At 67.6% G+C, this 25,049-nt stretch carries 22 protein-coding genes; 7 read left to right on the top strand and 15 right to left on the bottom strand.

Annotation, left to right across the window (positions count from 1 at the left end; all coding sequences use genetic code 11):
• Positions 1-41: 41 nt before the first annotated feature.
• From GC106_RS38600 to GC106_RS38585, 4 genes are all read right to left on the bottom strand, one after another.
• Complete coding sequence (locus tag GC106_RS38600; RefSeq protein ID WP_173140846.1) at positions 42-575, bottom strand: nitroreductase family protein; 534 nt, start codon at positions 573-575, stop codon at positions 42-44.
• Positions 503-1,657: a SagB/ThcOx family dehydrogenase gene (locus GC106_RS38595; RefSeq protein WP_173140844.1), complete on the bottom strand. Its 1,155-nt coding sequence runs from the start codon at positions 1,655-1,657 to the stop codon at positions 503-505. The genes GC106_RS38600 and GC106_RS38595 overlap by 73 nt, the downstream gene beginning before the upstream one ends.
• Entirely contained in the window at positions 1,644-2,852 is a 1,209-nt protein-coding gene (locus tag GC106_RS38590; protein ID WP_173140842.1) for a radical SAM protein, read from the bottom strand. Before GC106_RS38590 ends, GC106_RS38595 begins: the two co-directional genes overlap by 14 nt.
• A gap of 74 nt (positions 2,853-2,926) precedes the next feature.
• Complete coding sequence (locus GC106_RS38585; protein WP_173140840.1) at positions 2,927-3,304, bottom strand: hypothetical protein; 378 nt, start codon at positions 3,302-3,304, stop codon at positions 2,927-2,929.
• A 342-nt stretch (positions 3,305-3,646) separates the two neighbouring features.
• Between GC106_RS38585 and GC106_RS38580 the strand changes: the two genes are divergently transcribed.
• The 3 genes from GC106_RS38580 (at position 3,647) to GC106_RS38570 (ending at position 10,490) form a co-directional block, all read left to right on the top strand.
• A complete protein-coding gene (locus tag GC106_RS38580; protein ID WP_173140838.1) occupies positions 3,647-3,931 on the top strand; it encodes a hypothetical protein in 285 nt (94 codons plus the stop codon).
• Positions 3,932-4,339: 408 nt separating this feature from the next.
• Complete coding sequence (locus GC106_RS38575) at positions 4,340-5,656, top strand: helix-turn-helix domain-containing protein (protein ID WP_173140836.1); 1,317 nt, start codon at positions 4,340-4,342, stop codon at positions 5,654-5,656.
• A gap of 73 nt (positions 5,657-5,729) precedes the next feature.
• Positions 5,730-10,490, top strand: coding sequence for an nSTAND1 domain-containing NTPase (locus GC106_RS38570; RefSeq protein ID WP_173140834.1), 4,761 nt, complete (start codon positions 5,730-5,732; stop codon positions 10,488-10,490).
• Between the two features lie 10 nt (positions 10,491-10,500).
• Here GC106_RS38570 and GC106_RS38565 read toward each other — a convergent pair whose 3' ends face one another.
• The 6 genes from GC106_RS38565 to GC106_RS38540 all read right to left on the bottom strand — a co-directional run bounded on the left by GC106_RS38565 (position 10,501) and on the right by GC106_RS38540 (position 19,449).
• The gene (locus GC106_RS38565; protein ID WP_173140832.1) at positions 10,501-13,446 is read right to left on the bottom strand and encodes a PKD domain-containing protein; all 2,946 of its coding nucleotides are present in this window, start codon (positions 13,444-13,446) and stop codon (positions 10,501-10,503) included.
• Positions 13,436-15,664, bottom strand: a complete 2,229-nt coding sequence (locus GC106_RS38560; RefSeq protein ID WP_173140830.1) for a transglutaminase TgpA family protein — start codon at positions 15,662-15,664, stop codon at positions 13,436-13,438. Before GC106_RS38560 ends, GC106_RS38565 begins: the two co-directional genes overlap by 11 nt.
• Positions 15,640-16,773: a DUF58 domain-containing protein gene (locus GC106_RS38555; protein WP_173140828.1), complete on the bottom strand. Its 1,134-nt coding sequence runs from the start codon at positions 16,771-16,773 to the stop codon at positions 15,640-15,642. Before GC106_RS38555 ends, GC106_RS38560 begins: the two co-directional genes overlap by 25 nt.
• Positions 16,774-16,779: 6 nt before the next feature.
• Positions 16,780-17,706, bottom strand: a complete 927-nt coding sequence (locus GC106_RS38550) for an AAA family ATPase (RefSeq protein WP_246367807.1) — start codon at positions 17,704-17,706, stop codon at positions 16,780-16,782.
• Positions 17,707-18,076: 370 nt separating this feature from the next.
• Positions 18,077-19,273: an MFS transporter gene (locus tag GC106_RS38545; protein WP_173140824.1), complete on the bottom strand. Its 1,197-nt coding sequence runs from the start codon at positions 19,271-19,273 to the stop codon at positions 18,077-18,079.
• Positions 19,270-19,449: a hypothetical protein gene (locus tag GC106_RS38540; RefSeq protein WP_173140822.1), complete on the bottom strand. Its 180-nt coding sequence runs from the start codon at positions 19,447-19,449 to the stop codon at positions 19,270-19,272. The genes GC106_RS38545 and GC106_RS38540 overlap by 4 nt, the downstream gene beginning before the upstream one ends.
• Before the next feature lie 94 nt (positions 19,450-19,543).
• Between GC106_RS38540 and GC106_RS38535 the strand changes: the two genes are divergently transcribed.
• Positions 19,544-20,128, top strand: a complete 585-nt coding sequence (locus GC106_RS38535) for a helix-turn-helix domain-containing protein (RefSeq protein ID WP_173140820.1) — start codon at positions 19,544-19,546, stop codon at positions 20,126-20,128.
• Between the two features lie 9 nt (positions 20,129-20,137).
• Here GC106_RS38535 and GC106_RS38530 read toward each other — a convergent pair whose 3' ends face one another.
• Together GC106_RS38530 and GC106_RS38525 are read right to left on the bottom strand one after the other, a co-directional pair.
• Positions 20,138-20,554: a YybH family protein gene (locus tag GC106_RS38530; protein WP_173140818.1), complete on the bottom strand. Its 417-nt coding sequence runs from the start codon at positions 20,552-20,554 to the stop codon at positions 20,138-20,140.
• Positions 20,555-20,865: 311 nt separating this feature from the next.
• Positions 20,866-21,096 (bottom strand): hypothetical protein, encoded by a 231-nt coding sequence (locus tag GC106_RS38525; protein WP_173140816.1) that lies wholly within the window; start codon positions 21,094-21,096, stop codon positions 20,866-20,868.
• Positions 21,097-21,352: 256 nt separating this feature from the next.
• Here GC106_RS38525 and GC106_RS38520 point away from each other — a divergent pair, with 256 nt between their 5' ends.
• Positions 21,353-22,213 carry a poly(ethylene terephthalate) hydrolase family protein gene (locus GC106_RS38520; protein ID WP_173140814.1) on the top strand — a complete coding sequence of 287 codons (861 nt, stop codon included), beginning with the start codon at positions 21,353-21,355 and terminating at the stop codon, positions 22,211-22,213.
• Between the two features lie 67 nt (positions 22,214-22,280).
• The gene (locus GC106_RS38515) at positions 22,281-22,493 is read left to right on the top strand and encodes a hypothetical protein (RefSeq protein ID WP_173140812.1); all 213 of its coding nucleotides are present in this window, start codon (positions 22,281-22,283) and stop codon (positions 22,491-22,493) included.
• A 4-nt stretch (positions 22,494-22,497) separates the two neighbouring features.
• Here the strand turns inward: GC106_RS38515 and GC106_RS38510 are convergent, their stop codons facing one another.
• Positions 22,498-23,103, bottom strand: a complete 606-nt coding sequence (locus GC106_RS38510; RefSeq protein ID WP_173140810.1) for a TetR/AcrR family transcriptional regulator — start codon at positions 23,101-23,103, stop codon at positions 22,498-22,500.
• A 177-nt stretch (positions 23,104-23,280) separates the two neighbouring features.
• Here GC106_RS38510 and GC106_RS38505 point away from each other — a divergent pair, with 177 nt between their 5' ends.
• Positions 23,281-23,685, top strand: a complete 405-nt coding sequence (locus tag GC106_RS38505; protein ID WP_173140808.1) for an SsgA family sporulation/cell division regulator — start codon at positions 23,281-23,283, stop codon at positions 23,683-23,685.
• Positions 23,686-23,689: 4 nt separating this feature from the next.
• Here the strand turns inward: GC106_RS38505 and GC106_RS38500 are convergent, their stop codons facing one another.
• On the bottom strand, positions 23,690-24,631 hold the full coding sequence (locus GC106_RS38500; protein WP_173140806.1) for an aldo/keto reductase: 942 nt from the start codon (positions 24,629-24,631) through the stop codon (positions 23,690-23,692).
• A 91-nt stretch (positions 24,632-24,722) separates the two neighbouring features.
• Positions 24,723-24,977, bottom strand: coding sequence for a hypothetical protein (locus tag GC106_RS38495; protein WP_173140804.1), 255 nt, complete (start codon positions 24,975-24,977; stop codon positions 24,723-24,725).
• Positions 24,978-25,049 lie beyond the last annotated feature (72 nt).

Below are 25,049 nucleotides of genomic sequence, written 5' to 3'. Positions count from 1 at the left end.
CAGGCCCTCGTTGATGGACGAGCCGACCATGTCGGCATGCTCTACCGCCATCGTTGGCCGCCGCTTCGGTCCACCAGCTGTTCGTAGTGCGGAAGCTCAGTGATCTCACCGGGCGCGCCGCCAGGAAGATTCTGATAGGCCGGCTTTCCCACAGCCGTGACCAGAACACAGGACGCGGCCGTGTCGAAGAAGACCGAAACCTCGTCGTCGAGGAAGCTCAGGGCGGAGGCTCCGAAGGACAGGGCGAACGCGGCCAATGCCAACCGGCCTGACGACAGGCCGGCACTGAAGTTCGCGACACGGTAACCGCGTGCGCCACAGGCCCCGAAGAGCTCATCGAGCCGTGCGGTGTGAAAGACCGCGTAGGCGCAGTTGCCGCCGAGAGGCTGATCAAGGCAGAGCCGACGGGATTGGGCGTGGTGGTCGCCTCGTTTCAACAGCCGCAGGCCAGTCCGATCCCGAACATAGGCGCCAGGAGTCGTGTCGGCGACACAGTGGACGTTCAGATAATGGTCCAGAGTCGCGCGGCTGACACGGTCGAAATCGCCGATGATGTCTCGTGCGACGACCGCCATTCCGAAGTCGAGGAGTTCTCGGGGGGTACCGGTTCGGCACGCATGAGCTGAGTCGAACCACGGCGCAGAATGGCCTCATCGATGGTCATGCCGCCTGGGCACACTGTCTGACGAGCCTTCGTTTCCGCAGCCCCGTCCTCCGCCATTTCGCGCCATCGGCGCACCGCGAGCGGACTGTCGAGAACTCCGGCGCGCTGAGCTCCGACCACCAACGGCAGCACGAGCGGATTCGACGACAGCGGACCCACAGCCGGCCTCAGCGGTGCCGGAGCCGGAGTGTCACCGGCCTTTGTCGTCGGATCGCCCATCCCCAACTCGACCACCACCAGTGGGAACTCCTCGACACCGTCTACGCCGACCAGCCGGGCGACTTCGTCGTCGACGAAGCCGGTCAGCACCCGGACGCGTAGGCTCACCCCCTCCGCGGCAGCAACGAGATTGGCGACCATGGCGCCGGCGTCCCAGTACAAATGACGCCAGCCTCGTTCTCCGTACTTCCAGGCTGTTCGCCAAGGGATACCGGTTATGACCAGGCCGGCCATGGGTCGCTGATCTTCGACGGTCGCACAGGCGTGGGCCAGGAATTCCCGCTCGTCAGTCGGGCGCAATCGATCGAGGCGAAATTCCAGGGGAGCGAAGTGGTAGACGCCGGCTGAGAGGCCGTCCATCGGCCCGCATACCACGTACACTTCCAACGGATGGAGATTACCAGCCGACATAGCCGCCCGGAAATACCTGGGACGCTGTGAGGATCTTGCCGTTGATCGAGTCACTCCGGCACAGAGATGCAAGAGACGTGCGAGCGCCCTCAAGTCAAGGGATACTGGAGCAAATTTGCGAGGGTGACCGTTCCCGGCGAGCGCGGTAATCGCGTCCGATGCGCCGGCACCCAGTTCGCGGGGAAGCTCAACCCGCTCAGCCGCGTGATACTGTTTGAACGGCGACGGACGGTTCGCTGGATCAAGCGGCTGAAAGTCGGCACCGCGCCGATACTTCAGGAGGCAGAAGTACTCACTTGGCGTCAGAGTGGCGCCATTCCTGCTCAGGCGGTGGTACAGCGCGGTGATCTCAACAGGGTCCACGGCGGCCCGAATTCAACGACAGATCACCACGACCAGCCGGGGCGTCGAGCTGCATTTCGGCACGGACATAGTCCGCGACCTGCGCTTGAGCGCTGCCGAGAAATTCGGTGCCAAGCAGTCCACGCTCGTCCAGGTAAGCCTCGATCGCTGTGTACAGCGGCTTTTCGATGACGCAGTCACGGAAGATGAAACTGTCGAAGCACGAGGCTATCGGCGACGTGTCGCATGGCCCGAAAAAGGGACATGGGCCACAGATGGATCGCTTCAGATCAGACTCGTCCGACACCAGTGCCCGATAACTGTCGGACCGAACGATGTCACTGACAGTCATGTGAGTGACATTGCCGACGCGCCAGGAATCTCGGTGCGAGGCACAACTCACCGAACCGTCACGGTCGACGACCAGCACTTCGTGGTTGAGCTTTGTCCGGTCCTGCGGAGATCTCAGCAGGCCCAGTTTTTTCATGACAATGGTCTCGACAGCGTGATCGAAGGGCCGCATCTTGGGAGACATGCCGGCGTCGAACCACAGCTCGAACATCCTGAGCATCGCGTCGAGCATCGCCGAGCGGGACAGTTCGACGTTTCGCAGATCCCTGGACGGCGGCCCCTCGAACAGCGGCAGCAACCTGGTCGGGACGTTGAGGTTGTGGATCTCGCGGAAGACCCCCTCGACCTCCGACGCCGTGTGCCGGGCCAGGACGGTGATCAGCTGGTATGGAATCCCCCTGGCGCGCAGCCGCCCGAGGTTCTGTTTTACTCGCTCCTCCGTCGGACGTCCGTTGGCGGTGACCCGGACGTCGCCGACGAAGTCCAACGACACACCGACTTTGAATTCATGCCGTTGGAGAAGATCCAGCTGCGCGTCGGTCACCGAGAACAGATTCGTCTGGATGCAGTTTCTGAAGCGTCCCTGTTTGATCCACTCGGCAGGGAAGACTTCACGCTGGAGTTCGAGGACACTCTCGAAGTAGGCCGGCGGCAACAGCAGCGGCTCACCGCCGTGCCAGATGAGGCTGGAGTAGGTGGGAATCCCCGACTGGGCTTCCGCCAGCTCGGAGTATTCCAGAATCGCGTGCAGCGTACTCCTCCACACATCCAGCGACATGCGCGCCGGATCGGACAGGAAGTCCCACTCGTAGCAGTACTTACAACGCAGGTTGCACCGCTTCGTTATCTTGATGACCCACTGCACGTGCGTACTCCTCGCGGCAATTCGGACACATCCGACCGTGGAACACCAAACCGGGGCAAAACCCGAGTGGAACGCTAGGCGCGATCGTTTGCCGGCCAGTCCGTGAGCAGCGCGAACATCGCCCAGGATTCTCGCTGCAAAGATGTTCCTCCCACGATCCTTCCTCGTTCGAGGATCATGGTCTTGCCGTCGGCCAGGGTGAACTGACCTGACGGTTCGGGCTGGACGACCTCGCCTCGGCTGAGGATTTCCGCGAACACGGCCCCATCGCGTTGCCGGAGGCGAAGTTCATCTCCCCCCTCAAGCTTGGCCACGGCTTCGTCACTTGACGAGAAAGCTTCCGGGTCGAAAGCAAGGCTCGCACCGATCACTGAACCAGGGGTGGCTGCCTGCAGCCCGCTGCTGACGATCTGGCTCAACGGGCTCTGCTGGATGTTCTCCTGGTCGGCCATTTTCTCCTCCTCATCCCGCGGACAGACGAGACCGTGCGACGAAATGCTTCGTTCACACAAACAAAGAGGCCGCCAATGACGGTCTCGCCCATCGCAAGTTCGCTGGAAGTGGTCGTGTTGATGCCTTCGAGAATGTGGGGTGTACACCTCAGCAAAGGTCTGTGAAATGAATCACATCTACTACGCTGAGCGTAATTTTTTGATCTAGTGGTGTCAACGACACTCACTCGCTTGAGTGACGATATGATCACGGCCTGAAACGAGAAGAGGCACTCGCCGGCGTTCCGGCGCGTCAACTCGGCCGGTTTGGCCGCCCGGCTGTTCCATGATCCACATTGGACATTGCCGGCATTCGGCGCGGCCCATGCGCGCACAGTCGCGGCACCAAGCGACCCGCTGCGCGCCTACACCGTGGTCCAGCCAGGCCAACCTACGGACGCGCGCACGGTGATCGACAGCGACGGGCACGTACGAGCTGGATACGACGCGACCGGCGGCTCCCTGGTGTTGATCCGCCCGGACGGGTACCTCGGCCTGGTGACGAACCCCGGCACCGCCGAGCGGATCAACGACTACGGGACCGCGCCGCACGGCTCCCCCGCCACCCGCGCGGCCCCCGCCCCATGAGGCCGAACGGCCCCCCATCCCCCGCCGCGGTAGCAGAGCACCCCCACGGTATCGCTCTGCTCCCGCGGCACCCCCTTTGGTGTTTCCGACAGGTCCGGCCTGTCTGCTAGCCAGCATGAACCCCCCACGACCTCTCGTCAGTGCGGCTCCCGTCTCCTGAGCCGACGGGAGCCGGGCGACGCGGTCGCACGACGGCCGCGGCGGACCAGACTGACCGGCATGCGAGAACGACATTCACCGGCGACAGTGCCTCGGGAGTGAACGCGGGCCATGGCGAATTCGCGTGACGACCCACGCCGCACTGGTAACCTGACGAGCCAGTGGTCGCAGCGGTCAGTGCGCGTCTTCGCCGGGAGCCGAATCGCTCGCCGTGCTTCGGGGGAACGCGGTCGAGGCAGGTGTCTTCAGATGTCTGAACAGCCGGCAACTTTCGGTGCGGAGTTGCGGCGTCGGCGGACGGCTGCCGGGTTGTCACTGGCCGAGTTCGCCAGGCGGGTGCACTACAGCAAGGGCTATCTCGGCAAGATCGAGACCGGCGACAAGCCGCCCGGCGCTGACCTCGCCCGACGCTGCGACGCGGTCCTCGACGCCGGTGGCCGACTGGTCGCGCTGGTCGCGGTGGCCACCAACGAACAACCTCCGAGCCCGTCACCGAGTGCCGAACCCGAACAGGACGGCGAGGTATGGGTGATGAGCATGGAACCGGACGGGACGAGCCGGATGGTGCCGATGCGTCGCCGTGAGGCACTGACGGTGGGGGCCGCTTCGCTGCTGGGCCTGAGCCTGGGCACCAGCGGCGCGTCGGCCGCGGCGGCCCAGCAGAACGGCACGATCACGGCATTCCGGACCCTGTTCGAGCAGACGCGCAAGCTGGGTCAGATCGCGGGTCCCAGCGTGGTGCTGCCGACCGTCATCGCCCAGACCCACACACTGCGCGGCATGGCGGCCAAGGCGTCCTCCCCGACCCGCGTGGAACTGCTGCGGCTGGCCTCCCGGTATGCCGAGTACGCCGGGTGGATGACCCAGGAAGCCGGTGACGACCGGGGGTCGCTGTGGTGGACCCGCACCGCGGTCGACCTGGCCACGGCCGCGGGCGACACCGAACTGAAGACGTACGCCCTGATCCGGCAGGCGCTGATCACGCTCTACCGTGACGACGCCGCGGGCACCATCGAACTAGCCCAGCAGGCCCAGGCCGATCCGGCCACGCCGCTGCGGATCCAGGGCCTGGCCGCCTTGCGGGAGGCGCAGGGCCACGCCCTGGCCTGCGATCCCGACCAGTGCTTCCGTGCGCTCGACCGCGCCGAGCACCTGCTGGCCAAGGCCGCGGACGAGACCTCGGACGGTATGGCGCTCGGCCCGGCGTCGGTGACCAGCCATCGGCAGCAGGCCATGGTGACCGGCTGGTGCCTGCACGACCTCGGCCGCAGCGAGCAGGCCGGTGAGGTGCTCGACCGGCAGCTGAGTCTGGTCCCCGACAGTGCCCGCCGGGTGCACGCCCGCTTCGGCGCCCGCCGGGCGCTGGCCTATGCCACGGCAGGCGAGGTCGACCACGCCGTCACGCTGACCCATCAGGTGCTCAACACCGCGGAGGTGGTGGACTCGGCGACCATCCGCGTGGACCTGCGCCGGCTCGCCCGTTCTTTCGCCCGGTACCAGACGCATCAGCCCGTGCGTGAGCTGTTCCCGCGGCTCAACGAGACTTTGCGTAGTCCGATCGGCTGACTCCTTGCCACCCCGGCTAGCCTCGACACCGTGAGCGACGGCTCATCAGGTCACGGTGCGCGGGGGATGTCACGTGGGTGGTGTATTCATCAACTACCGCACCGGCGACGGCGAGTTCGCGGCGACGCTGATCACGAGGGTGCTCGTGGCCCGGTTCGGCGCGGAGCACGTGTTCCTCGCCAGCAGGTCGATCCGCCCTGGTGAGGACTTCGCGCAGAAGATACTGGAACGGCTCAGGCAGTCCGACGTCCTGCTCGCGGTGATCGGGCCGCGCTGGCACTCGGTCACCGACCGGCAGCGCCGCCGTGAGGTCGACGGCACGGACGACTGGGTGCACCGGGAGATCGCGGAGGCGTTCCGGTACGGCCTGCGGGTGATCCCGGTGTTCCTCGACCACACCATCGGCCTCGCCGAGCCGGAACTGCCCGCCGACCTGGCGCCGCTGGCGCGTTGTCAGTTCCTGCGGCTCAGCCACCGCAACGACACCCGTGACCTCGCCCGGCTGGTCGACGAACTGGGCGACCTCGTCCCCGGGCTGGTGCTCAACCGGGTCTTCGCCGCCCCCTCGTCGCCCACCTCGAATCCGCCCAGCCCGAACCTCGAGCCCAGTGCGTGGCTGCGTCCCGAGTACCAACTGGTGCCCTTCGGCGGGCGGGAGACCGAACTCGCCGACCTCAAGGCCCGGCTCGGCGCGCCGAAACCGGTGTCGGCGCACGTGATCACCGGGCCCGCCGGGCAGGGAAAGACACGTCTGGCCCAGCAGTTGTGCCAGGACATGACCGCGCACGGCTGGGTCGCCGGTGCCGTGCACGACAACGCCGCCATCGCCGACCTGATCAACCTGAGCAGGACCGGCAGCCCGCTGCTGGCGGTCATCGACCACGCCGAGACCCGCTTCGAGCAGGTCCACGCCATGGCGGCGGCGTTGACGGAGCGCTCCCCCACGTTCCCGCCCGCGCGGCTGCTGCTGCTCAGCCGGGACACCGACGAGTGGCTACGGCGGTTGCGCACCCATACCGACGATCGCGTCAGCACGTTGTTCCGGACGATCGACGAACGTCCTCTCGCACCACTGGCCCCGACCGTCGCCGAACGCCAGGCGGAGTTCCTCCGCGCGGCGGCCGCGTACACCGACTACCTCAGTCTCCCCGCGACCGGCCGTACGCCACCGTCCGATCTGGACAATCCGCGTTACGCGTCCGTCCGGACGATCCACGCCACCGCGCTCGTGTCGGTGCTCACCACGAACGGGACCAAGCCGGACCCGGAACTGCACCGTGCCGCGCGGCCTGAGTCCCCGTATCGCGGCCTGCAGCCGTTCCAGGAGCAGGACGCGAGATTCTTCCGCGGCCGTGACCCGCAGATCCGGCAACTCAGTGCGCTCGTGGACCAGCACCCCTTGGTCCTGGTCACCGGGGCGTCCGGGAGCGGGAAGTCGTCGCTGATCCGGGCCGGGCTCTTTCCCTTGCTACGCCGGCACGACATCGCGCTGGCGACGTTCCGGCCGGCCGCGGGCGCGCAACCGCGCGAACTGCTGGCCCGTGCCCTGGCGCCGGTCCTGGGCTACGAGCCGACCACTCGGGACATCGCCTCGCTGGCCGACGCGATCGTCCAGAAGGCCGGGCACCTGGTGCTGTTCGTGGACCAGTTCGAGGAACTTGTCGAGGCCGACCCGGACGCGGCACGGGAACTGCTCGAACTCGTGGCCGCGCTGCTGCGGGCGGCACCGCCTCGACCTGCGACGACACCGGCACTGCGGGCCGTGTTCACGGCACGGTCGGCGGATCTCGGCGACCTGCTCCCCGCCGAGTTCACCCCGGCGCCGCAGTGCCTGCCGTTGCCCAGGATGGGGCCCGCGGAGCTGCGGGAAGCGATCACGGGACCGGCCGACCTGCCGCTCGTGACGTTCGAACCGGGTCTTGTCGACCGGATCATCGCCGACGCGACGGACGCTCCCGGCCAGTTGCCGATCGTGGAGTTCGCGTTGACGCGGCTGTGGGAGTCGCATCAAGGCGGCACGCTGACCCACCGCATGTACGACGAGCAGGGCGGGGTGGCCGGGCCGTTGGCCGTGTACGCCCAGGAGGTCTACGACCGGCAACTGGTGCCGGACGAGCAGAAGCTCGCCGAACGGCTGCTCGTGCAGCTGGCCAGGCCGGGCGACGACGGGACGTTCACCCTGACCCCGGCCCAGCTCGACCGGCTGGAGCCCGCGTCCCGCAGCCTGGCGCGGATACTCGCCCACCACCACCTGGTGGTCCTGCGGCATGACCCCGGTCAGGCCGAGGTGGTCGCGCTGGCCCACGAGGACCTCGTGCAGCAATGGCCGCGGCTGCGGGAATGGCTGATCGCCGCCCGGGATTTCCGGTCATGGCAGGAACAACTCAGGATCGCGCTCGAGCAGTGGCGACAGCACAACGATCAGAGCACCCTGCTGCGTGGCGCATCTCTTGCCACAGCCCAGGACTGGCTGGCCAAGAACCCGTCCGGCTTCACCGACGACGAACGCGCGTACATCACCGCCAGCCACACCCACGAGCGCCGCGGAACCCGTCGCTGGCGCATGACAACCGCCTTGATCGCGGTGCTCGCGCTCGTCGCCACCGTATCCGCCGCGGTTGCCCTCAACCGCAACAACGAACTCACCGACCAACTGCGGCAGGCCGCGGCGGTTTCCCTGGGCCAGGAGGCGTTGCGGCGCAGCGACACCAATCCCCTGGCAGCGCTGCAGTTCGCCCAAGCGGCCTGGTACCACGACCCGAGCCGGCCCGAGGCGTACGCGGCCCTGCTGCAGCAGTACCTCAAGTTCGCCGCGGCGGACGAAGTCCGGTCGGGCCTCTGGTCGGGAACCGTGGACGGGGTCTCCACCAGCGAGGACGGCCAAGTGACGGCGGTCGCGGAAGCGGATGGCAAGATCACCGTGTGGACCGGCCTGTTCGGGCCCGCGCCCCGGAGCTGGTTCGTGGCCACCATCCCCGACCAGCAGGAGATCCTGGTGAGCCCGGACGGCCGTTGGCTCGCGGTGACCGACGACCGCAGCAGTGTCTCGCTCTGGGACGTCAGCCAGCGCAGCGGTTCGCTGCCGCTGCGGTCCGCTGCCGGTCCAGCCCAGACCGAGCACCCGAGCAGGCTTTCCAGCGCGGCTTTCTCCCCGGACGGCGGGCTGTTCGTGGTGACGTCACAGCGATCCGGACCGGGGGCGTCGAACTCCGTCGAAGTATGGGACGTCCTGCAGCGCCAACCGGCGACGAACGGTTTCACCGCGGGACCGCCTGTCGAAGCCATTGCCGTGCAGCGAGTCGAACCGGACGGCAAGAGCGCGTGGTTCGGTGAACAGCACGTCGATGGGACATGGCACAACGTCCTGCGCGACTTGGGCACGGGTGCCGTCCTGCGGGAAACCGCCGCGGACTTCGTCACACCGGACGGCGTGACCGCCGAGTGCCAGGACCATCGACTGTCCATCCTGGACTCGGCCACCGACGCGGTTCGCCTCAGCAGGTACACGCCCGGGTGCCCGGCAGCCACCGCCCAGGGCCTCACGGACCTGAGCGGCAGATACGCCGTGGTCGACGACGGCTCGTCCCAAGCGTCCTTCCGGCACCTCGTCCTGATCGACCTGGCCACCGGCGACACTTACGCACTCCAGTGCCCGCCCAAGCCCTACCGGCAACCGGAGAACGACCTCACGCGGTACAACACGGAACCCATCATGGTGGTGCCGAACGGTTCAGGTCCGCCGACGGTGTTCATGTTCGGCACGGACGGCACCCTGTTCCGGTTCCGTGCGACCGGGCCGGTCGACGACTTCACCCAGTCCGCTCCTCCGGCGGCACCCGGTTTCACCGCGCTCAGCCCGGACGGACGCCTGCTGGTCACGATGACCGAGCAGGGGCTGCTCGCGATCGACATGACCACGCGGCGACGGCAGGCCGGCGGACCGGAGACCACCACGGGCAGGCTCCGGCTGGCGAAAAACCCCCGGCTGACCTTCAGCAAGGACAGCAAGTGGCTGCTCGCGGTCGGCGAAGCGGGCGAACTGGTGGTGCTGTCCACCACCGACTTCGCCGTCCGACGGCGAATCGTCCCGCCGAACTACACGGGAGTGACCTTCGAGACGTCCATCGTTCCCATCGTCGACGACGAAGTGGCCTTGGTGCACGCGGCGAAAGTCATCACCTGGCGAGTCAGCACCGGTGAGCAGATCACCGATGACCACGAGCTGCGCAGCGCGGACGGATCGAAGTCGTACGAGTTCTCTCGGCGTGCCATCGCCATACCGTTGCCCGGAGGGTCCAGCCGGATGCTCGTCACGTCGCCGGACGGCGCCGAGATATGGGACGTGCGCGAAGGCCGGCTCGTGCGGTCCCTGCAACCCCGGCCGGGCAGCCAGGCCGCCGCCGTGGTCTCCGAAGAGCTCCTTGAGCGGGTCGCGCTGCACTACCGCAACGACGGACTGATCGAGTTGTGGACTCCGGAGGACGGCGACCCGAGACCGCTGCCCAGACCGATGCCCGGTGACCTGTCGCTGGTGGCGTTCTCCGCTGACGGCAAGCTGATCGCCGACGCCGGAAACGGCACCGTGCGGATCTGGGATCCGGAAACCGGGATCGGTGTCGGCAGCTTCCGCACTCCCGGGCTTCCGAGCAGTTGGTCGTTGCGCGACAACGTCCTGGTGGCCGCCACCGCGAACAGGCCGGTGGCCATCGACATGACCCCGCAGCACTGGCTTGACCAGCTGTGCCGTATCAACAATCGCGACTACCGGCCCGAAGAACGGGAACTCCTTCCCGCCGGAGCCGATCCCACATCGCCGTGCACGTCCCCGCGCTGAGCGAAACACCCTAGTCACAGGTGATGTTCAGACAGCCTTTCGGGTTGCCTGTCTCGCTGTTCCGAAGGTCGATCGTCACGGTCCCCGGGGGAGCGATCATGCCGTATTCGCCGTTGTTCTCCGCGTAGTTGTCGGACACCTCGACATGCGTACCAGGAATGAGCTCCTCGATCCGAAGACCGTCACGGCCGTATACCGGATGCTCCGGGTCTAGACCGTTGGAAATGAACTTGTTCTGCGAGATTATCAGCGACCCGACCGGCTCGTCTGGCATGTGCTGTTGCACGTGCAGGCCATACCCCCGGCTTCCTGTTATGGTGTTCCTCACCACCTCCCCTTTGATTCCGATGCGATACCCGTCCTCGATGTTCAATCCTTGGGTTTGCGCACCACTGAAAACGTTGTCCGCAACGACGAACTCGCCACGCACCACCATGGTGGGATTGTTGTCCATCACGTTCCTGCTGACGAAGTTCTTGTCGCCGTCCACATTGATGAGCCCTTTGATCAGGCTGTTGGTGACCACGGTCTCAGCACAGGCGGCGCCAAAGAACTCGACGAGCACCACTTCGCTCGAGTCGATACGGAACGTCGAGCTGTCCCGCTCCGAACCGCCACAGTTGAGATACCTGGTCTGAATGTCGCTCCCCTCCGAAAAAAGACACGAAGTGCCGTTCCGGCAGTACGCACCACCCCAGCCGTCGTCACCCACGACACTCGAGCCGACAAAGGCGACCGAGGACCCGTTGTCGAACAAGAACGGGTTGTAGGCCCGCAGCGTCGTACTGCGCAGCTGGACGTTGCGGGCCTTCTCGCCGTAGATCCCGAAGACTTCCTCGTCCAAGGGCACCGTCGCTCCCGCCACGGTCGCGTTGGCGATGGTGACGTCGGCGACGTCGATTATTTCGATGCCGGTACGGAACTGGGTGATCGAGCCATTGCGAATGGTGATGTTCCTGATGGGCTCCGATCCCGCGAGCACGATCCCCTTCCGCGGCGCCTGAGCGTTGTCCGTGGCGATCTTGTGGCCACCCAGGTCCAGGACGACGTCGCTGGCGGCGATCTTCAGGCCCACGTCACCGGTGCAGTTGAGGTCCTTCGTCAGCACGACGTCAGCCCTGATGACGTCTCCACAACGCACTTCGCGCGTCTCGGGCGTCACGGTGAACTGCTTGGACGACTGAACCGTGGTGGCACCGGCGGTCACGGTGTGCGTCGCGGTGTAGGTGCCTGGTTTGGTGAACACGTGCTGGAACACCGGCTCGTTCGACGTGGCCTCAGTGCCTGCTTCACCGGTCACGGACCACGCCGTGATCTGCGGGCGCATCCCGGCCAGTTCGGCACTGAACCGCACCTGCTCACCGACCCGGGGCGTCTCGGGCTCGACGGCGATCCGCACGATCCGCGGCGGCGCGTCCAGCGCGTCGACGACGACCTGCGCGGACGCGTTGACAGCCTGCCCGTGGCGTGCGCGCGCCGCGACAGCGACTGTGTACGTCCCAGCACGGTCGTACTTGTGCCGGACCCTGGTGCCCTTCGCCCCGGCGCCGTCCCCGAATGTCCATTGTGTATCGAACAGAACCGTGCCTCTGGCTGTCACGGTGAACTGGAACTCGTCACCGACAAGTCCCCGGTCGCGTGGGCTGATCGTGATGGACAACGCCGGGGCGGACGGCGTGCCGGGCCGTGAATCGCCGGGAGTACCCCCGCGCGGCCCGGTCGCAGGTGGTGCCCCGCTGACCGGTGCGCCGCTGACTGGTGCGGCCGCACCTGGCCCGGAGGTGGCCGCACCCGACGACGTGGGTTGAGTTCGTTGCCCCGGCTGGTATTTGGTGATGGGCCGGATCCGGCCGTCGGGGTCGATGACACCGGCCTGCTCGCCGCCGGGGTCGTTGTAGAAGACCACGCCGTCCCGGGCGAGCAGTTCGAATCGCACGGGGGCCTCGAAAAGCCGGCGCTCGGCCACCACCCGCCCGCTCGCCAGGTCGATGACCCAGATCCGGCCGGTCGCGTGGTCCGGCACCACCACGTGGCCGTCCGCCTCGACCGGCTCACCGAGATCCGCCGGGCCCTGGCTCACCTCGACCGGAGCGGTGCACGCGTCCGCGTCGAAGGAACAGCTCAGGAACTGGCCGCGGGACCCGACCGCGATCAACAGCCTGCCTTCTTGTGACGACCCACTCACCGCCACGGTGTCGTCAGGCCGCAGTGGCACCGTGACCGACTCCTGGACCGCCCCGGTCTTCGGGTCCAGGAGTTCCACCGTGCCACGGGCCAAATCCACCACGGCAGGACCGTTCGCGGTCGTGGTCAGCTTGCTCTTGCCGGGCGTATGGGCCTGCGGCCGCGAATGGCGTGTCCCGTCGGAGAACCAGACCAGTTCGCCGGAACGCTGGTCAAGCGCCCAGAGGTGCCCGTCGGCGTCCATCACGGCTTCGTCCACCGAGGTACCGGCGGTCAGCTGGTGCGGTTCTCCCCGGGATTCCATCGTCTCCGGATCCGCCTTCACGAGCAGTCCGCGCGCCGAGTCCAACGTGTAGAGCGCGTGCGGCGTCGCGAACACGCTGAGCTGGGCGCCAGGCCTCGCGACCGGCGCCAACGGGCGGGACAGCTCGAGTGTCGCCCCGTCAACCCGGACGACCGAGCCGACCGCGCGGTTGAGGGCGTACCCAGTCGTCCCTTGCTGCACGGCGTCCAGGTCCGTGCCTGGCTGGCCGACCTGGACCTGTCCGGCCACCGCCGCCGAAGCGCCGTCCAGCAACGTGAGCTGCCCGGTCTCGTCGGACGCGACCCATGCGATGCCTGACCGCAACCGAACCTGCGGGGCGCGGTCACCCGCATGATCCCAGCCGACGATGACTCCCGTGGCCACCGTGGCGGCCGCGACCATGCCCGCCAGCACCCGCCGTCCGCGCCACATCGGGCTGAACCAACGCACCACGTGATCAATGATCATCTCGGTGACTCCCCAGTTGTCCGGCCTGCCGCCACCCGGCGATGACCGGCCGCGGATCGAGCCTCGCCCGAAGCCGGCGCACGGAGAAACGTCTCGGGTACAGCTGCCGCCGCAGTTGCGCCTCGAGCTGCCAGGCCCGGTGAACCTCATCGTCGTCCGGTTCGTCGCGCGCGTACACCGCCATGGTGGCCAACGGCGCTAGTTCTGACAACGGGTTCGCGGCATCACCCAGCGTACCGACTGCGTGCGCCGCGATCTCGCTGGCGGTGAGCGAGCCTGACGTGGGAATGCCGCGTTCGGTCAGCCGATCCGCGGCTTCCTGCCATGCCCCCATGACGCGCGCGGCGTTGCCGCGTGCACGGCGACGCCGCCGTCGCCGATGTGCTTTCACTCCCGTGATCATCGTCGCCAGCAGTACGACCAGGGCCGTTGGGACCGAGGCCACGAACGCCGCCTCCACCAGTCCTTCGTTTTGGCCGCTGCCCGACCGTGGCGGTGTCTGCGGCGGTCGCACCGCGGGCGGCTGCTGGGCCACTGGAGGCTGCGCGGGCCGCGGAGCGACTGTCGGCCTGTCCGGTGTTTCGGAGGCGTCCTGTGACGTGTCGGTGGGCTCGAACACGACCCAGCCGTAGCCGTCGAAGTGCACCTCCGCCCAGGCATGTGCGTCGCGGGTGGTCACGGTGTAGGAACCGTCCGGGCTGTCGTCGAGCTTGTAGCCCACAGCAACCCTGGCCGGGAAACCCGCGGCACGGGCGAGTACCGCGAATGCCGACGCGTTCTGCTCGGCATAGCCGGCACTGGTCCGGGTCAGCAACCTGACCAGGGCGGCGTAGGAATGTCCTGACAGCGCGTCCACCTGGTACGGCAGGGCACGCAGGTGCTCCTCGATCGCCGTCAGCTTGCCGTACGGCGTCGTTTCGATGGCTGTGAGCTGCTGTGCCAGTGCCCGCAGCAGCGGCGGCATGTCTTCCGGCACATCGGTGTAGCCACGGTAATCCGGGGTGGTGGTCGGTGCCGCTCGAAGCAGCCCCTCGTCGTGGTCGGTCAGTTGCCCGACGAGGTCGTACTCCACTCCGCGCAAGGACCGCAGGGTGCTGACGAGCACGCCGGAAGTCGTGCTGAAGCCGACAGGCTCCTCGCCGGGCTGTGCGATGTCGAGTTGCCTGGGCCAGCCGAGCGTCGGCAGGAACGGTCCGTTCAGGTCCTCGATGGTGATGTGCGCGGACACCGTCCGGGAGTTGGTGAGCGCAGGATCGGTCGCGAGTTGACGGCCCGCGACGAGGAACTGGTCCGTCGAGGTCCACGACACGCCGTCGAAGCGGTTCAACGCGGCGAGCCTGATCCGGTCCGGCCGCCGCTCACCGGTCACGCGCACGGTGAACAACCGGCGAGGTGGTTGTTCCCGTAGCTGGCCTTTGAGCCTGGCCAACGGCGTGAGCGTGTCGATGATCCGCACGGGCGGAGGCCTCAGGGTCCGGGGGTCGAACCGCTGCTCGCCGGAAGCCAATGGGGATGTCTGGCCGTAGAGAACGGCAGGCACCGCGATCAGCACCACGGCAGGCAGGCCGAACAACAGCTTGCTGGTCATCGCTCGACGGTCGCGTTCCGACCGGGCACCGAGGCGGACGGTACGCAGCAACATCAGCGACAATGCCGCCGTGAGGAAGAGCACTGTGGTAGTCAGGTGGACACCGGGCTGTTTGCCGAGGTACAGCAACGCGAGCACGAACGCCACCAGCACTGGCGCGATCGGTGCGAGCACATTCCGGGTCCGCACAGCGAGTGTGGCGGCCGTGAACGCCGCGATCCACGTGATGAGCACCGGCGTGATCAGCAGATCTGGCCGCACATCCGCGGGCGGTGCCACCAGGAACAGTCGTACCCATCCGTCGAACACGGCCCGCGCCAGCTCCGACGCGGTGCTCCCAGTGGGCAAGCCATAGTAGAGGGTGCCGCGGAAAACCCCGTATACCGCCAGAACCACGAACCCGGCGACCGCTGCCAGCAAGGTTCGGACCATTCGCCACCGGCGTAGTCCGGCCACGGCAGCGATCAACGCACCGGCCAGCGCGGCGGCGCAAACGGTTGGCAGGTAGCCGATGGAGGCGAAGAACCGACCGTACAGCAGCCCTGTCGCGATGGTCGCCACCGCGCACAGGGCGACCTCGGCGAGCCGAAACGGCTTGTCCCCGTTCACGATCGGACCAGCTGATTCCATCTGGCCTCGAACTCCGTGCTGGTCCGCGCGCCGATCGTCACCACACCGGGTAGCGCCTCCACATCGACTTGTCCGATATGGACGAGGCTGACGGCGAGGAACTGGGACCTCAGCACCGCGAGGCTGGCCAGTTCACCAGGATCTGCTTGCCCTGTCACGATACTCAGGGCCACTCGCTCCCCTGCGGGCACGATGGCACCGAGCATGGCGTCGAGCGCCAGCAGGCCGCGGTCCGACGTCGAGCACCGCACACCGGACAACAGATCGAGGGCAGCGGCTTCGCCTTCGGCGACGTCCAGGTCCGCGGTGGTGCCACAGACAAGCGGGTGCCCGACCTTCTCCGCTGCCACACACAACGACGCAGCCACTCGCACTGCCTCCTCGAACGACGAGCCACTGTACGGCTTCGCACTGGTGTCGAGGATCACCACGTGCCGCGGCTCGTTGGGGATGACGTTGTGCCTGACCATGAGCTCGCCGGTGCGCGCGGTGGACTTCCAGTGGATCCGCCGCCAGTCGTCACCGGGCTGGTAGACACGCAGGCTGTGGAATGCCACGCCGTCCTGCGGGGAACTGGCCGAGGTCGGTCCTTCCACGTCACGCGGACCGCCCAGCGGCAGCGGATCGATGTGATGCACCCGCGGGTACACCGACAACAGCGCCTCACGGCCACTCGTCCGTCCACTGTGGAGCAGCCGGAGCGGGTCGGAGTGATCGAGGGTGACCGGCGGGATCACATACCGGCCACGGCGGAAAGGCGGCAACGAGTAGACCGTCTCGAAGTTCTCGCCGACGGCCAGACTCGGCAACGGCACCGTGACGCGATGATCGGCGACCGTCTCCACGGCCAGCAACGGAGTGCTGCGACGACGCCCGACGTTCGTCACGGTCAGCACGCCATGGACGACAGCGCCTTCCTCCACTCGCCCGGGGTTGATCTCGCGCAGCACCGTCAACCTCGGGCGCGCGAGCAGCCACGCCGCCGCGACGAGCAGCGCCATGACACAGGCGAAGCCGAGGATCACCAACTCAGGCGAATCGATCCACACCCCGGCCAGCAGCAGGATGACGCCGGTTGCGGCGACCGTCAGGCCCGTTGCGGTGATCACATCGGCTCACCGCGGTTCTGGCAGGCGAGGAACCGGGATTCCGGCCAGGATCTCCGCCACGATGGCCTCCGGTTTCTGTTTGCGCAGCCGCGCCTCGGAGGTCAGCAGCAGCCGGTGGTTCAACACCGGCACCGCGACGGCCTTCACGTCGTCGGCCGTGACGAAGTCCCGCCCCATCGACAGCGCCCATGCCTGCGCGGCGGTCGCCAACGCGATGCTGCCACGGGGGCTGACGCCGAGGTGAACGTCCGGGTGCTTACGGGTCGCCCTGGTGATCGTGGCGACGTAGGTCCGCAGGTTCTCGGCGACGTGCAGGTCCCGCAGCGCGGTGATCATCGTGCGCAGTTCGTCCAGCTCGATGACGGGCTTGAGCTCCTCGGGCCGTCGCCGCGCCAGCCCACCGGTCACGATCGCGACCTCGTCGGCCAGTTCCTCGGGGTAGCCGATGGAGATCCGCATCAGGAACCGGTCCAGCTGGGCCTCGGGCAACGGATACGTGCCGTGCTGCTCGACCGGGTTCTGTGTCGCGATGCACAGGAACGGATGCGGCACCGCGTACGGCACACCGTCCACCGTCACCTGGTGCTCGGCCATCACCTCCAGCAGTGCGGACTGGGTCTTCGGCGAGGCCCGGTTGATCTCGTCACCCAGCAGGATGTTGGCGAACACCGGGCCCTGCCGGAACTCGAAGCCGCCACCTGCCTGGTCGTAGACCTGGACACCGGTCACGTCGGACGGCAGCAGGTCGGGCGTGAACTGGACACGTTTCACCGCCGCACCCTCGACCGACCGCGCGATCGCCTTGGCCAGGGACGTCTTCGCCACCCCGGGGACGTCCTCGATCAACAGGTGTCCCTCGGCGAGCAGGCAGACGAGGGCGAGCCGGACGACCTCGGACTTCCCCCGGATGAATTCCTCGATGTTTCCCGTCAACTGAAGAAAGCGTCGATGGAACATCGCCGTATCGGGCAATTGCGCCACTCCATACCTGCAGTTTCACCCGGTGGTCACGCCAGGCCGCCATGGTATTCACAGTCCGCCCGGGAAGTCACGTCTTCGACCGAATCGCAGCCGTCGGCTTCGCCGGGCATGGAGGCGTGATCATCGGACGTGTCGTCCCATGATCACGCCAGAGTAGTCCACAAAGGTCAGCGCGACCCGGTCGCCTGGCCGCTCCCCGGTCCGGACGCGGCCTGTCCGATCAGGACGGACTCCGCCGCCCGCTCAGGCTTGGCCGATCAGCGCCAGGTCCCTGCGCGTGAGCGTCGCCGACCAGACCGGCCTGCCGATGACGCGGCGCTGGTCATGGCCGCCTTGATCGCGTGATCCGCCGTTCGAGCAGGATCGCCGGGATCGTGATCAGGGCAAGACCCGCACCGAGCCACGGGATGGAGCCGACACCGGCACCGGCGGTCAGGGCGGCGCCTGCGAACACGGGAACCAGCGAGATGCCAAGCTGGAACGCCGACACGGCGGTGGCACCGGCGAGGGTGGGCGCCTGTGCCGCGATCGTGAAGACCCGCCCGTAAATGGCCGGGTTCAGCACGAACCCCGCGACGCCCATGAGCAGGATCAACGGCACGACGACCACGGCGTGCCCGGCGAGGAGCGCGAGCAGGACCGACGCGACCCCGATGCCGACCGTCCCAGCCAGCAGCGCGGAATACGGCCGCCCGTCGGAGATCCGGCCGCCGACCGACAGGCCGACGAAGGCGCCGACACCGAACAGGGTGAGGATCGCGGGCACCCACACAGCTCCGATGCCGGTGACGTCGGTCAGGAACGCCGCCAGGTAGTTGTAGGAGATCATGTAGGCAGCGGTGCTCAACAAGGTGACCGCGTAGACGATCCACAGCCGGGGCTGCCGCATGACGCGCAGTTCTCGCCGCACACTGGGTTCTTCGTGCGCGCGGGCGGCGGGCACCGCGGCGACGGTCAGCAGGGCACCGGCCACGGTAAGCGCGACCACGACCCAGAACCCGCCGCGCCAGCCGGTGAAATGGCTGACCAGCGCGCCCGCCGGCCCACCCGCGATCATCGCGAGGCTCAGTCCGCTGACCACCACCCCGGAGGCGCGCGCTGTGCGGTCGGGAGGGACAAGGGCGATCGCGGTGACGGCGGCGACCGCCCAATATCCCGCGTAGGCCAGTCCGCAGAGGAAGCGTGTGGCCAGCAACAAACCGTAGTTGTCGGTCAGCAGGCCGATCGCCACCGAGGCGGCGAACGCGGCCTGCGTGACCACCAATGTCGTTCGCCGAGGCCAGCGCAGGGTCGCGACGGCCAACGGCGGCCCGCCGAGGACCACTCCGACCGCGAACGCCGAGATCAACGCACCGGCCGAGGACAGCGAGATCCCCAGGTCGTCGGCGATCCCCGGCAGCACCCCGGCGACCAGGAACTCCGCGCTGCCCATGGCGAAAAGGCTGAACGCGAGCAGGTAGACGCCCACCGGCAGCCTCCGGCCGGAGGTCGCCGCCTGCTCTTCGGTGTGGACACTCATCGGCCGGCACCCCCGGCCGGCTTGATGGCCAGTCGCTGCCGCACGGCACGGTCGACGGCGGCCCACACCCCGGGCACGCCGGTGCGGTCGACGGCCGGCCAGCCGTCCTCCCCCGCCGCACCGGCCCCGATCACCACTCCATCACAGTCGAGTTCGGACAGTTTCGCCCCACTCATCGACGATCACCTCCGCCGCCATGCTGCGACCCGCGTGTACCGATCGGCAACGAATGTTGCTGAAATCGGGACGCCGACGTGGTGTCATGGGGTCATGACCCAGTTCGAGGACCTCAACCGAGCGCTCGCCGACACCGGTCCCCGGCTCAAGCGGCTGCGGACACAGCGCGGGCTGAGCCTGTCCGATCTGTCCGAGACGACCGGGATCTCCAAGAGCACCCTGTCCCGGCTGGAGGTCGGGCAGCGGCGGCCCAGCCTCGAGCTGCTGCTGCCGATCGCCCGCGCCTACCGGATTCCGCTGGACGAGCTGGTCGGCGGGCCGGAGGTGGTCGACCCGCGGATCCGCCCGACGCCACGGCGGGTGGACGGCAGCGTGGTGCTGCCGCTCACCCGCCGGCCCGGGCCACAACACACCTTCAAGACGATCATCCCGCCCCAGCGCGACACCCCGGACCTGTGCACCCACGACGGCTACGAGTGGCTGTACGTCCTTTCCGGACGGTTGCGGCTCGTCGTGGGCTCGCAGGACCTGGTGCTCGAAGCCGGTGAGGCCGCGGAGTTCGACACCCGGCTGCCGCACTGGTTCGGCAGCACCGGCGACGGCCCGGTGGAGGTGCTCAACATCCTGAGCCCGCAGGGCGAACGCATCCACGTGCGGATGCGGGCCGAGGAGGACTGATCTTCGAGGTCAGGCGGCCTCGTCCTGCCAGCCGATCGGCAGCGAGATGTGTTCGTGCGTGATCGACCACCTGCCGCCCGACCGTTGGCAGCACACGGTCGATCGCACCCAGACCGCGCCCTCAGGCCGCCCTTCCTTGCGTTCTCCGCTGTCCAGGTGAAGCATGTGCGCGAACGCGACATCTCCGCTCGTCGCCACTTCGAGCTCGTGCGTCTCCAGACCGATAGGGCCGTCGTATTCGTCGAACCACCGCAGGAAGTTCCGGCGGACTTCATCCGTTCCCGTGAACTGAACTGGCGGGACGACGTCGTAGTAGACGATCGTGGGCGCGTACAACGCCATGAGCCCGTCGATGTCCTTGGCCCGGCAGGCCTCGACCCGCCTGTCCAGCAGCGCCATGACCTCCGGATCGGTCGTCGGCGTCATCGCATCCTCCGTGATCTGCCGCGACCAGTTCGCCTGGCCGCGGTTCCTGTGGTCTCACCAGTCCGACGACGCAGCTCGCCGGAATGTGAGGTGCCACGGCAGCACGGCCGGGATGATCGCCGAGCAGGCTTCCGGGCGCCGCCGTGGTCATCGCGATCGCCGTCTCGGCGACGAGCGTGACCACGGCGAGCGCGAACAGCCAACGCCGTACCGCCGCAACCAGCCGAATCGGCGAGCCGGACGGGCGCCACCCGTGCGAATCCGGTCCATAAAGGACTCAGGGAGGAGTCCTCATCCCGGGTAAGGCGTACTCAGATCAAGTAAAGCCAGTACTTCTGGCTGGCCGGGCTGTTGGCGTGCGGACCGGTGCAGTCGTAACGGTACGCCTTCCCGGACAGCACATACTGGAAACCCGCGGTCCGGCACGCGGATTCCGTGGCGTACTTGGCATACGGGTCCTGCGCGGACGCCGTTCCCGCGCCTGCCAGCATCACGCCGACAGCAGCCGAGGTGACCGCGGCCGTTGCCAGGATTCGTTTCATGGGCGTTTCCCTCCAGTGGACGTCGATGATCATCTTGGCACGGCCGGGAGGAATCGGCATCCCCTGGCGTAAAACCCGCAAGCCCGGCGCCACTCTGTCCACAAAGGAGTGGTCGGCATCGCTTACCGTCGACACATCCGTTCGCCGCCGGAGATCGTTGCCGAGCATGCCTACCTTCGTCGCTTCCGGTGACGCCTACCGCTCGGTAACATGAAGGTGCTTCGGTCTCCCTGCGACCTAAGAGGTGTACGACGACGTGCATACTCGCAGCCTGTTCACCCTGCTCACATTGGCGATCGCCACGCTTGTCACTCCGGCACAAGCACAGGCGGCGGCCAATCCCTACGAACGCGGCCCCGCTCCGACCGTCGCCAGTATCGAGGCGTCCCGCGGGCCGTTCGCCATCGCGCAGACCACGGTGGCGGCGAGCGCCGTCCGCGGGTTCGGCGGCGGCACGATCTACTACCCGACATCCACCAGTGAGGGCACGTTCGGTGCCGTCGCGATCTCACCGGGATTCACCGCCCGCCAGACCAGCGTCGCCTGGTACGGCCCGCGGCTGGCCTCCCAGGGGTTCGTGGTGATCACCATCGACACGCTGTCCATCCTCGACCAGCCCGACCAGCGTGGCACCCAGCTCCTCGCGGCACTGGACTACCTGGTGCAGACCAGTTCCGTCCGCGGCCGGATCGACGGCAGCAGGCTCGGCGTGATGGGCCACTCGATGGGCGGCGGTGGCAGCCTGCGAGCCGCGGCCACCCGGCCCGCCCTCCAGGCGGCCATTCCGCTCACCGCCTGGCACACCACCAAGAGCTGGTCGTCAGTGCAGGTTCCGACGCTCGTCGTCGGCGCCGAGAACGACACAACGGCCTCGGTCGGCGCGCATTCCGAGCCGTTCTACCAGAGCCTCTCGTCCACACCGGACAAGGCCTACCTGGAACTGAACAACGCCGGCCATTCCGCGCCGACATCCGCCAACACCACGATCGCGAAGTACAGCATCTCGTGGTTGAAGCGGTTCATCGACAACGACACCCGGTACGAACAGTTCCTCTGCCCGCCCCCGGCACCGAGTTCACTGATCGAGGAGTACCGGCACACCTGCCCGCACTCCTGAACCACCGCCCCACCAACCCCTCGTGAGTGTTTATCAGGGTTAGAACACTGATAAACACTCACGAGGGGTGGCGATCAGCACGGCGGCGGCCAGCGCGATCCCGGTGCTGACTTCCCTTGACCCGCATCACATCGTGCAGGGCTGGTTCGCGCTCGACCGGCACATCGAGCGCACACCGGACGGTGTCCGAGTGGATCCCGTCTCGGACAAGCCCCTGCTCAGCGTGGTGGACAGGTTCTCGTCGGTGTTGCACTCCGGGTTCGCGCCGGCCGCGACGTGAGCTATCAGGCTTGTGCCGTGCCCGACGCAGATGCGGACGCGGCGTGCGTCCGCAGCAGACCCTCGATCCCTAGCAGGAACGTCTCGCAGATCGGTTCCGGGTCGGACAGGCAGCCACTGGCCATCGCGCCGTCTCGCAGCATGACGAACTGCAGAGCGGCGGGTTCTGCCGGTTCCGCCACGCGGGCCAGGTGTTCGGTGATCGTCCGCGCGAACCACTGCCTGTGCGCCAGCACGGCCTTGTGCACCGGATGGGCCGGGTCGGGGTACTCCGCGGCGGCGTTGAGGAAGGCACAGCCACGGAAGCCGGGAGACCGGATGCCGTCCGCGATGGAGCCGGCGATGGCCCTGAGCGTGTCGGGCGCCGGCAGCCCCCGGGCGACGACGGCGTCCACCTGGCCCCGGATGGCCCGGTCGGCTTCCTGCAGGTAGGAGACGATCAGGTCGTCCTTGCCGGGGAAGTGCCGGTACAGCGTGGCCCGGGTCACCTTGGCCTCGGCGACGATCCGGTCGATGCCGACGGAGTGGATGCCTTCCGTGTAGAAGATGCGGGTCGCCGTGGCGAGCAGCCGCGCTCGCGCTTCGGACACCTGGCCGTGGACGTTCGTCATCATCCGGACTATACCAGATAGAACGTTCGTTCTTGACTCCCCGTCAGAGTGAACACGCCTGGGAGCTCCAACACGTTCGCGTGAAATAGGGACCGAGTGGGCTCACTATCGAAACGTGACGACGTTACCTATCGGTAGATATGAGAAAGACTCGGTACGAGGGGGAAGAGGACAACCATGATCGATCCGCACACCACGGTCCACGCCACCATCGACTTCGGCCTGCGGTCCCACCCGACCACGTCGGTCAAGGTGCGAGCCGACCTGAGCTACGACACACGCGACCCGTACGCGGTGGCCGTCGATTTCCACACCGGTCGCGCCTCGGTGCAGTGGGTCTTCGCCAGGAGCCTGCTGGCCGACGGCCTGATCGCCGCCGCCGGCCTGGGTGACCTGCGTATCACCCCCGCCACGGACCACACCCGGGTGATCTTCGAACTGACCTCGCCGGGCGGCACCGCCACCCTGGAGGCCTCGGCTGACGAACTCGCCGACTTCCTGGACCGCACCTACGACGAGATCCCGCCCAGCGAGGAACACGCATGGTTCGACTTCGATCACGAGATGAGCAAGCTCGCCTGACGGGTCACGCCGCGGAGTCGAGGCGTCGGCGCTGCTCGACGGTCAGGTCCAGGGACACCCCGGCGACCGCCTCGTCCAGTTGCCCGACCGTGCTGACGCCGACGATCGGCATGGCGGCCGGATTGCCTCCGGCCAGCCACGCCAGCACCACCCGGTTGCGGTTCGTGCCGGTCTCCGCGGCGATCTCGTCGAGCACCGCGAGGCGGCGTTCCGTGCCGGGGTGGTCGTACTCCGGCGGCAGCGGCTTGTCCGTACGGGTGTAACCACCGCTCAACAGCGGCGTGTACGCCCACAGCGCCATGTCCGGGTGATGCTCCAGATAGTGGAGCACCTCGTCAGTGACGGCACCGAACCGGTGCACCACGGTGGGCTGGGTCCCGGGCAACGGCCGCAGGTACGTGTGGTGCTGCTGCACCGCGGTGAAGCCAGTGCGGCCGTCGGCCCGCGCGATCTGCCGTGCCCGCTCGACCTGCCAGACGGGGTAGTTGGAGCAGCCAAGGCGGCCGACGACACCCGCCGACACCAGTTCGTCGAAGGCGGCGACCGTCTCCTCCAGCGGCGTGACCGGATCAGGCTTGTGGGCCCAGTACAGCTCCACGTGATCCGTGCCGAGCCGCCGCAGACTGCCCTCGATCGCGGTCTTGACGGCCCCGGCCGAGAGCCCTTCGGCGGTCTCCGGGAACCGCCCGGCCTCGATCGGCTCGCACCCCACCTTGGTGCTGATCCTGACGCGGTCACGGACGCCGGGACGGGTGGCCAGCCAGCGCCCGAGCAACGCCTCGCTCTGCCCGCCGAACCCGGACGGATCGGCCCAGAACGCGTAGCAGTTGGCGGTGTCGATCCAGACGCCGCCCGCGTCCACGAACCGGTCCAGGATCTCGAACGACCGGCGCTCGTCCTGAACCGTGCCGAACAACATGGCACCCAGAACCAGGTGATCAATCATGGCGATCACGGTAGGGCGATTCGGACCGGCCAACCGCGCCAATCCGAGGGCTGTTTCCCGGACCAATCCACCGCCACCCGGCTCGCGCGCCTCAGTTCCGCGAGGTGGTGACGTACCAGCCGGCTGGGATCAGCCAGGCCACCACTGGCGGCGGAGTCGCGCAGTAGTACTCAGCCGGCCAGTTCGCGAGTGCCGCCACGCACTCGGCCTCCGACTGGTAGGGACCCGCCACCAGCTCGATGATCGGAGTGGTGACCGGGCCGGCCGACGTGGCCGCGGCAGGTGCCGCGAGTCCGAGCAGGACACCCGTTGCCACGGCCAGTCCGGCGATGATTCGACCGAACACGCATGTGCTCCTTCCGTTGGGGCTTTGTCCCGCAGGTTTCCCGGTTCCGCGGGCAGGTGCCAACAACAGCGG

This window comes from Kibdelosporangium persicum, assembly GCF_013280595.1.
Lineage (GTDB): Bacteria > Actinomycetota > Actinomycetes > Mycobacteriales > Pseudonocardiaceae > Kibdelosporangium > Kibdelosporangium persicum.
The sequence above is the reverse complement of the archived record's forward strand: the minus strand, read 5'-3'. Positions and strand labels throughout refer to the sequence as shown.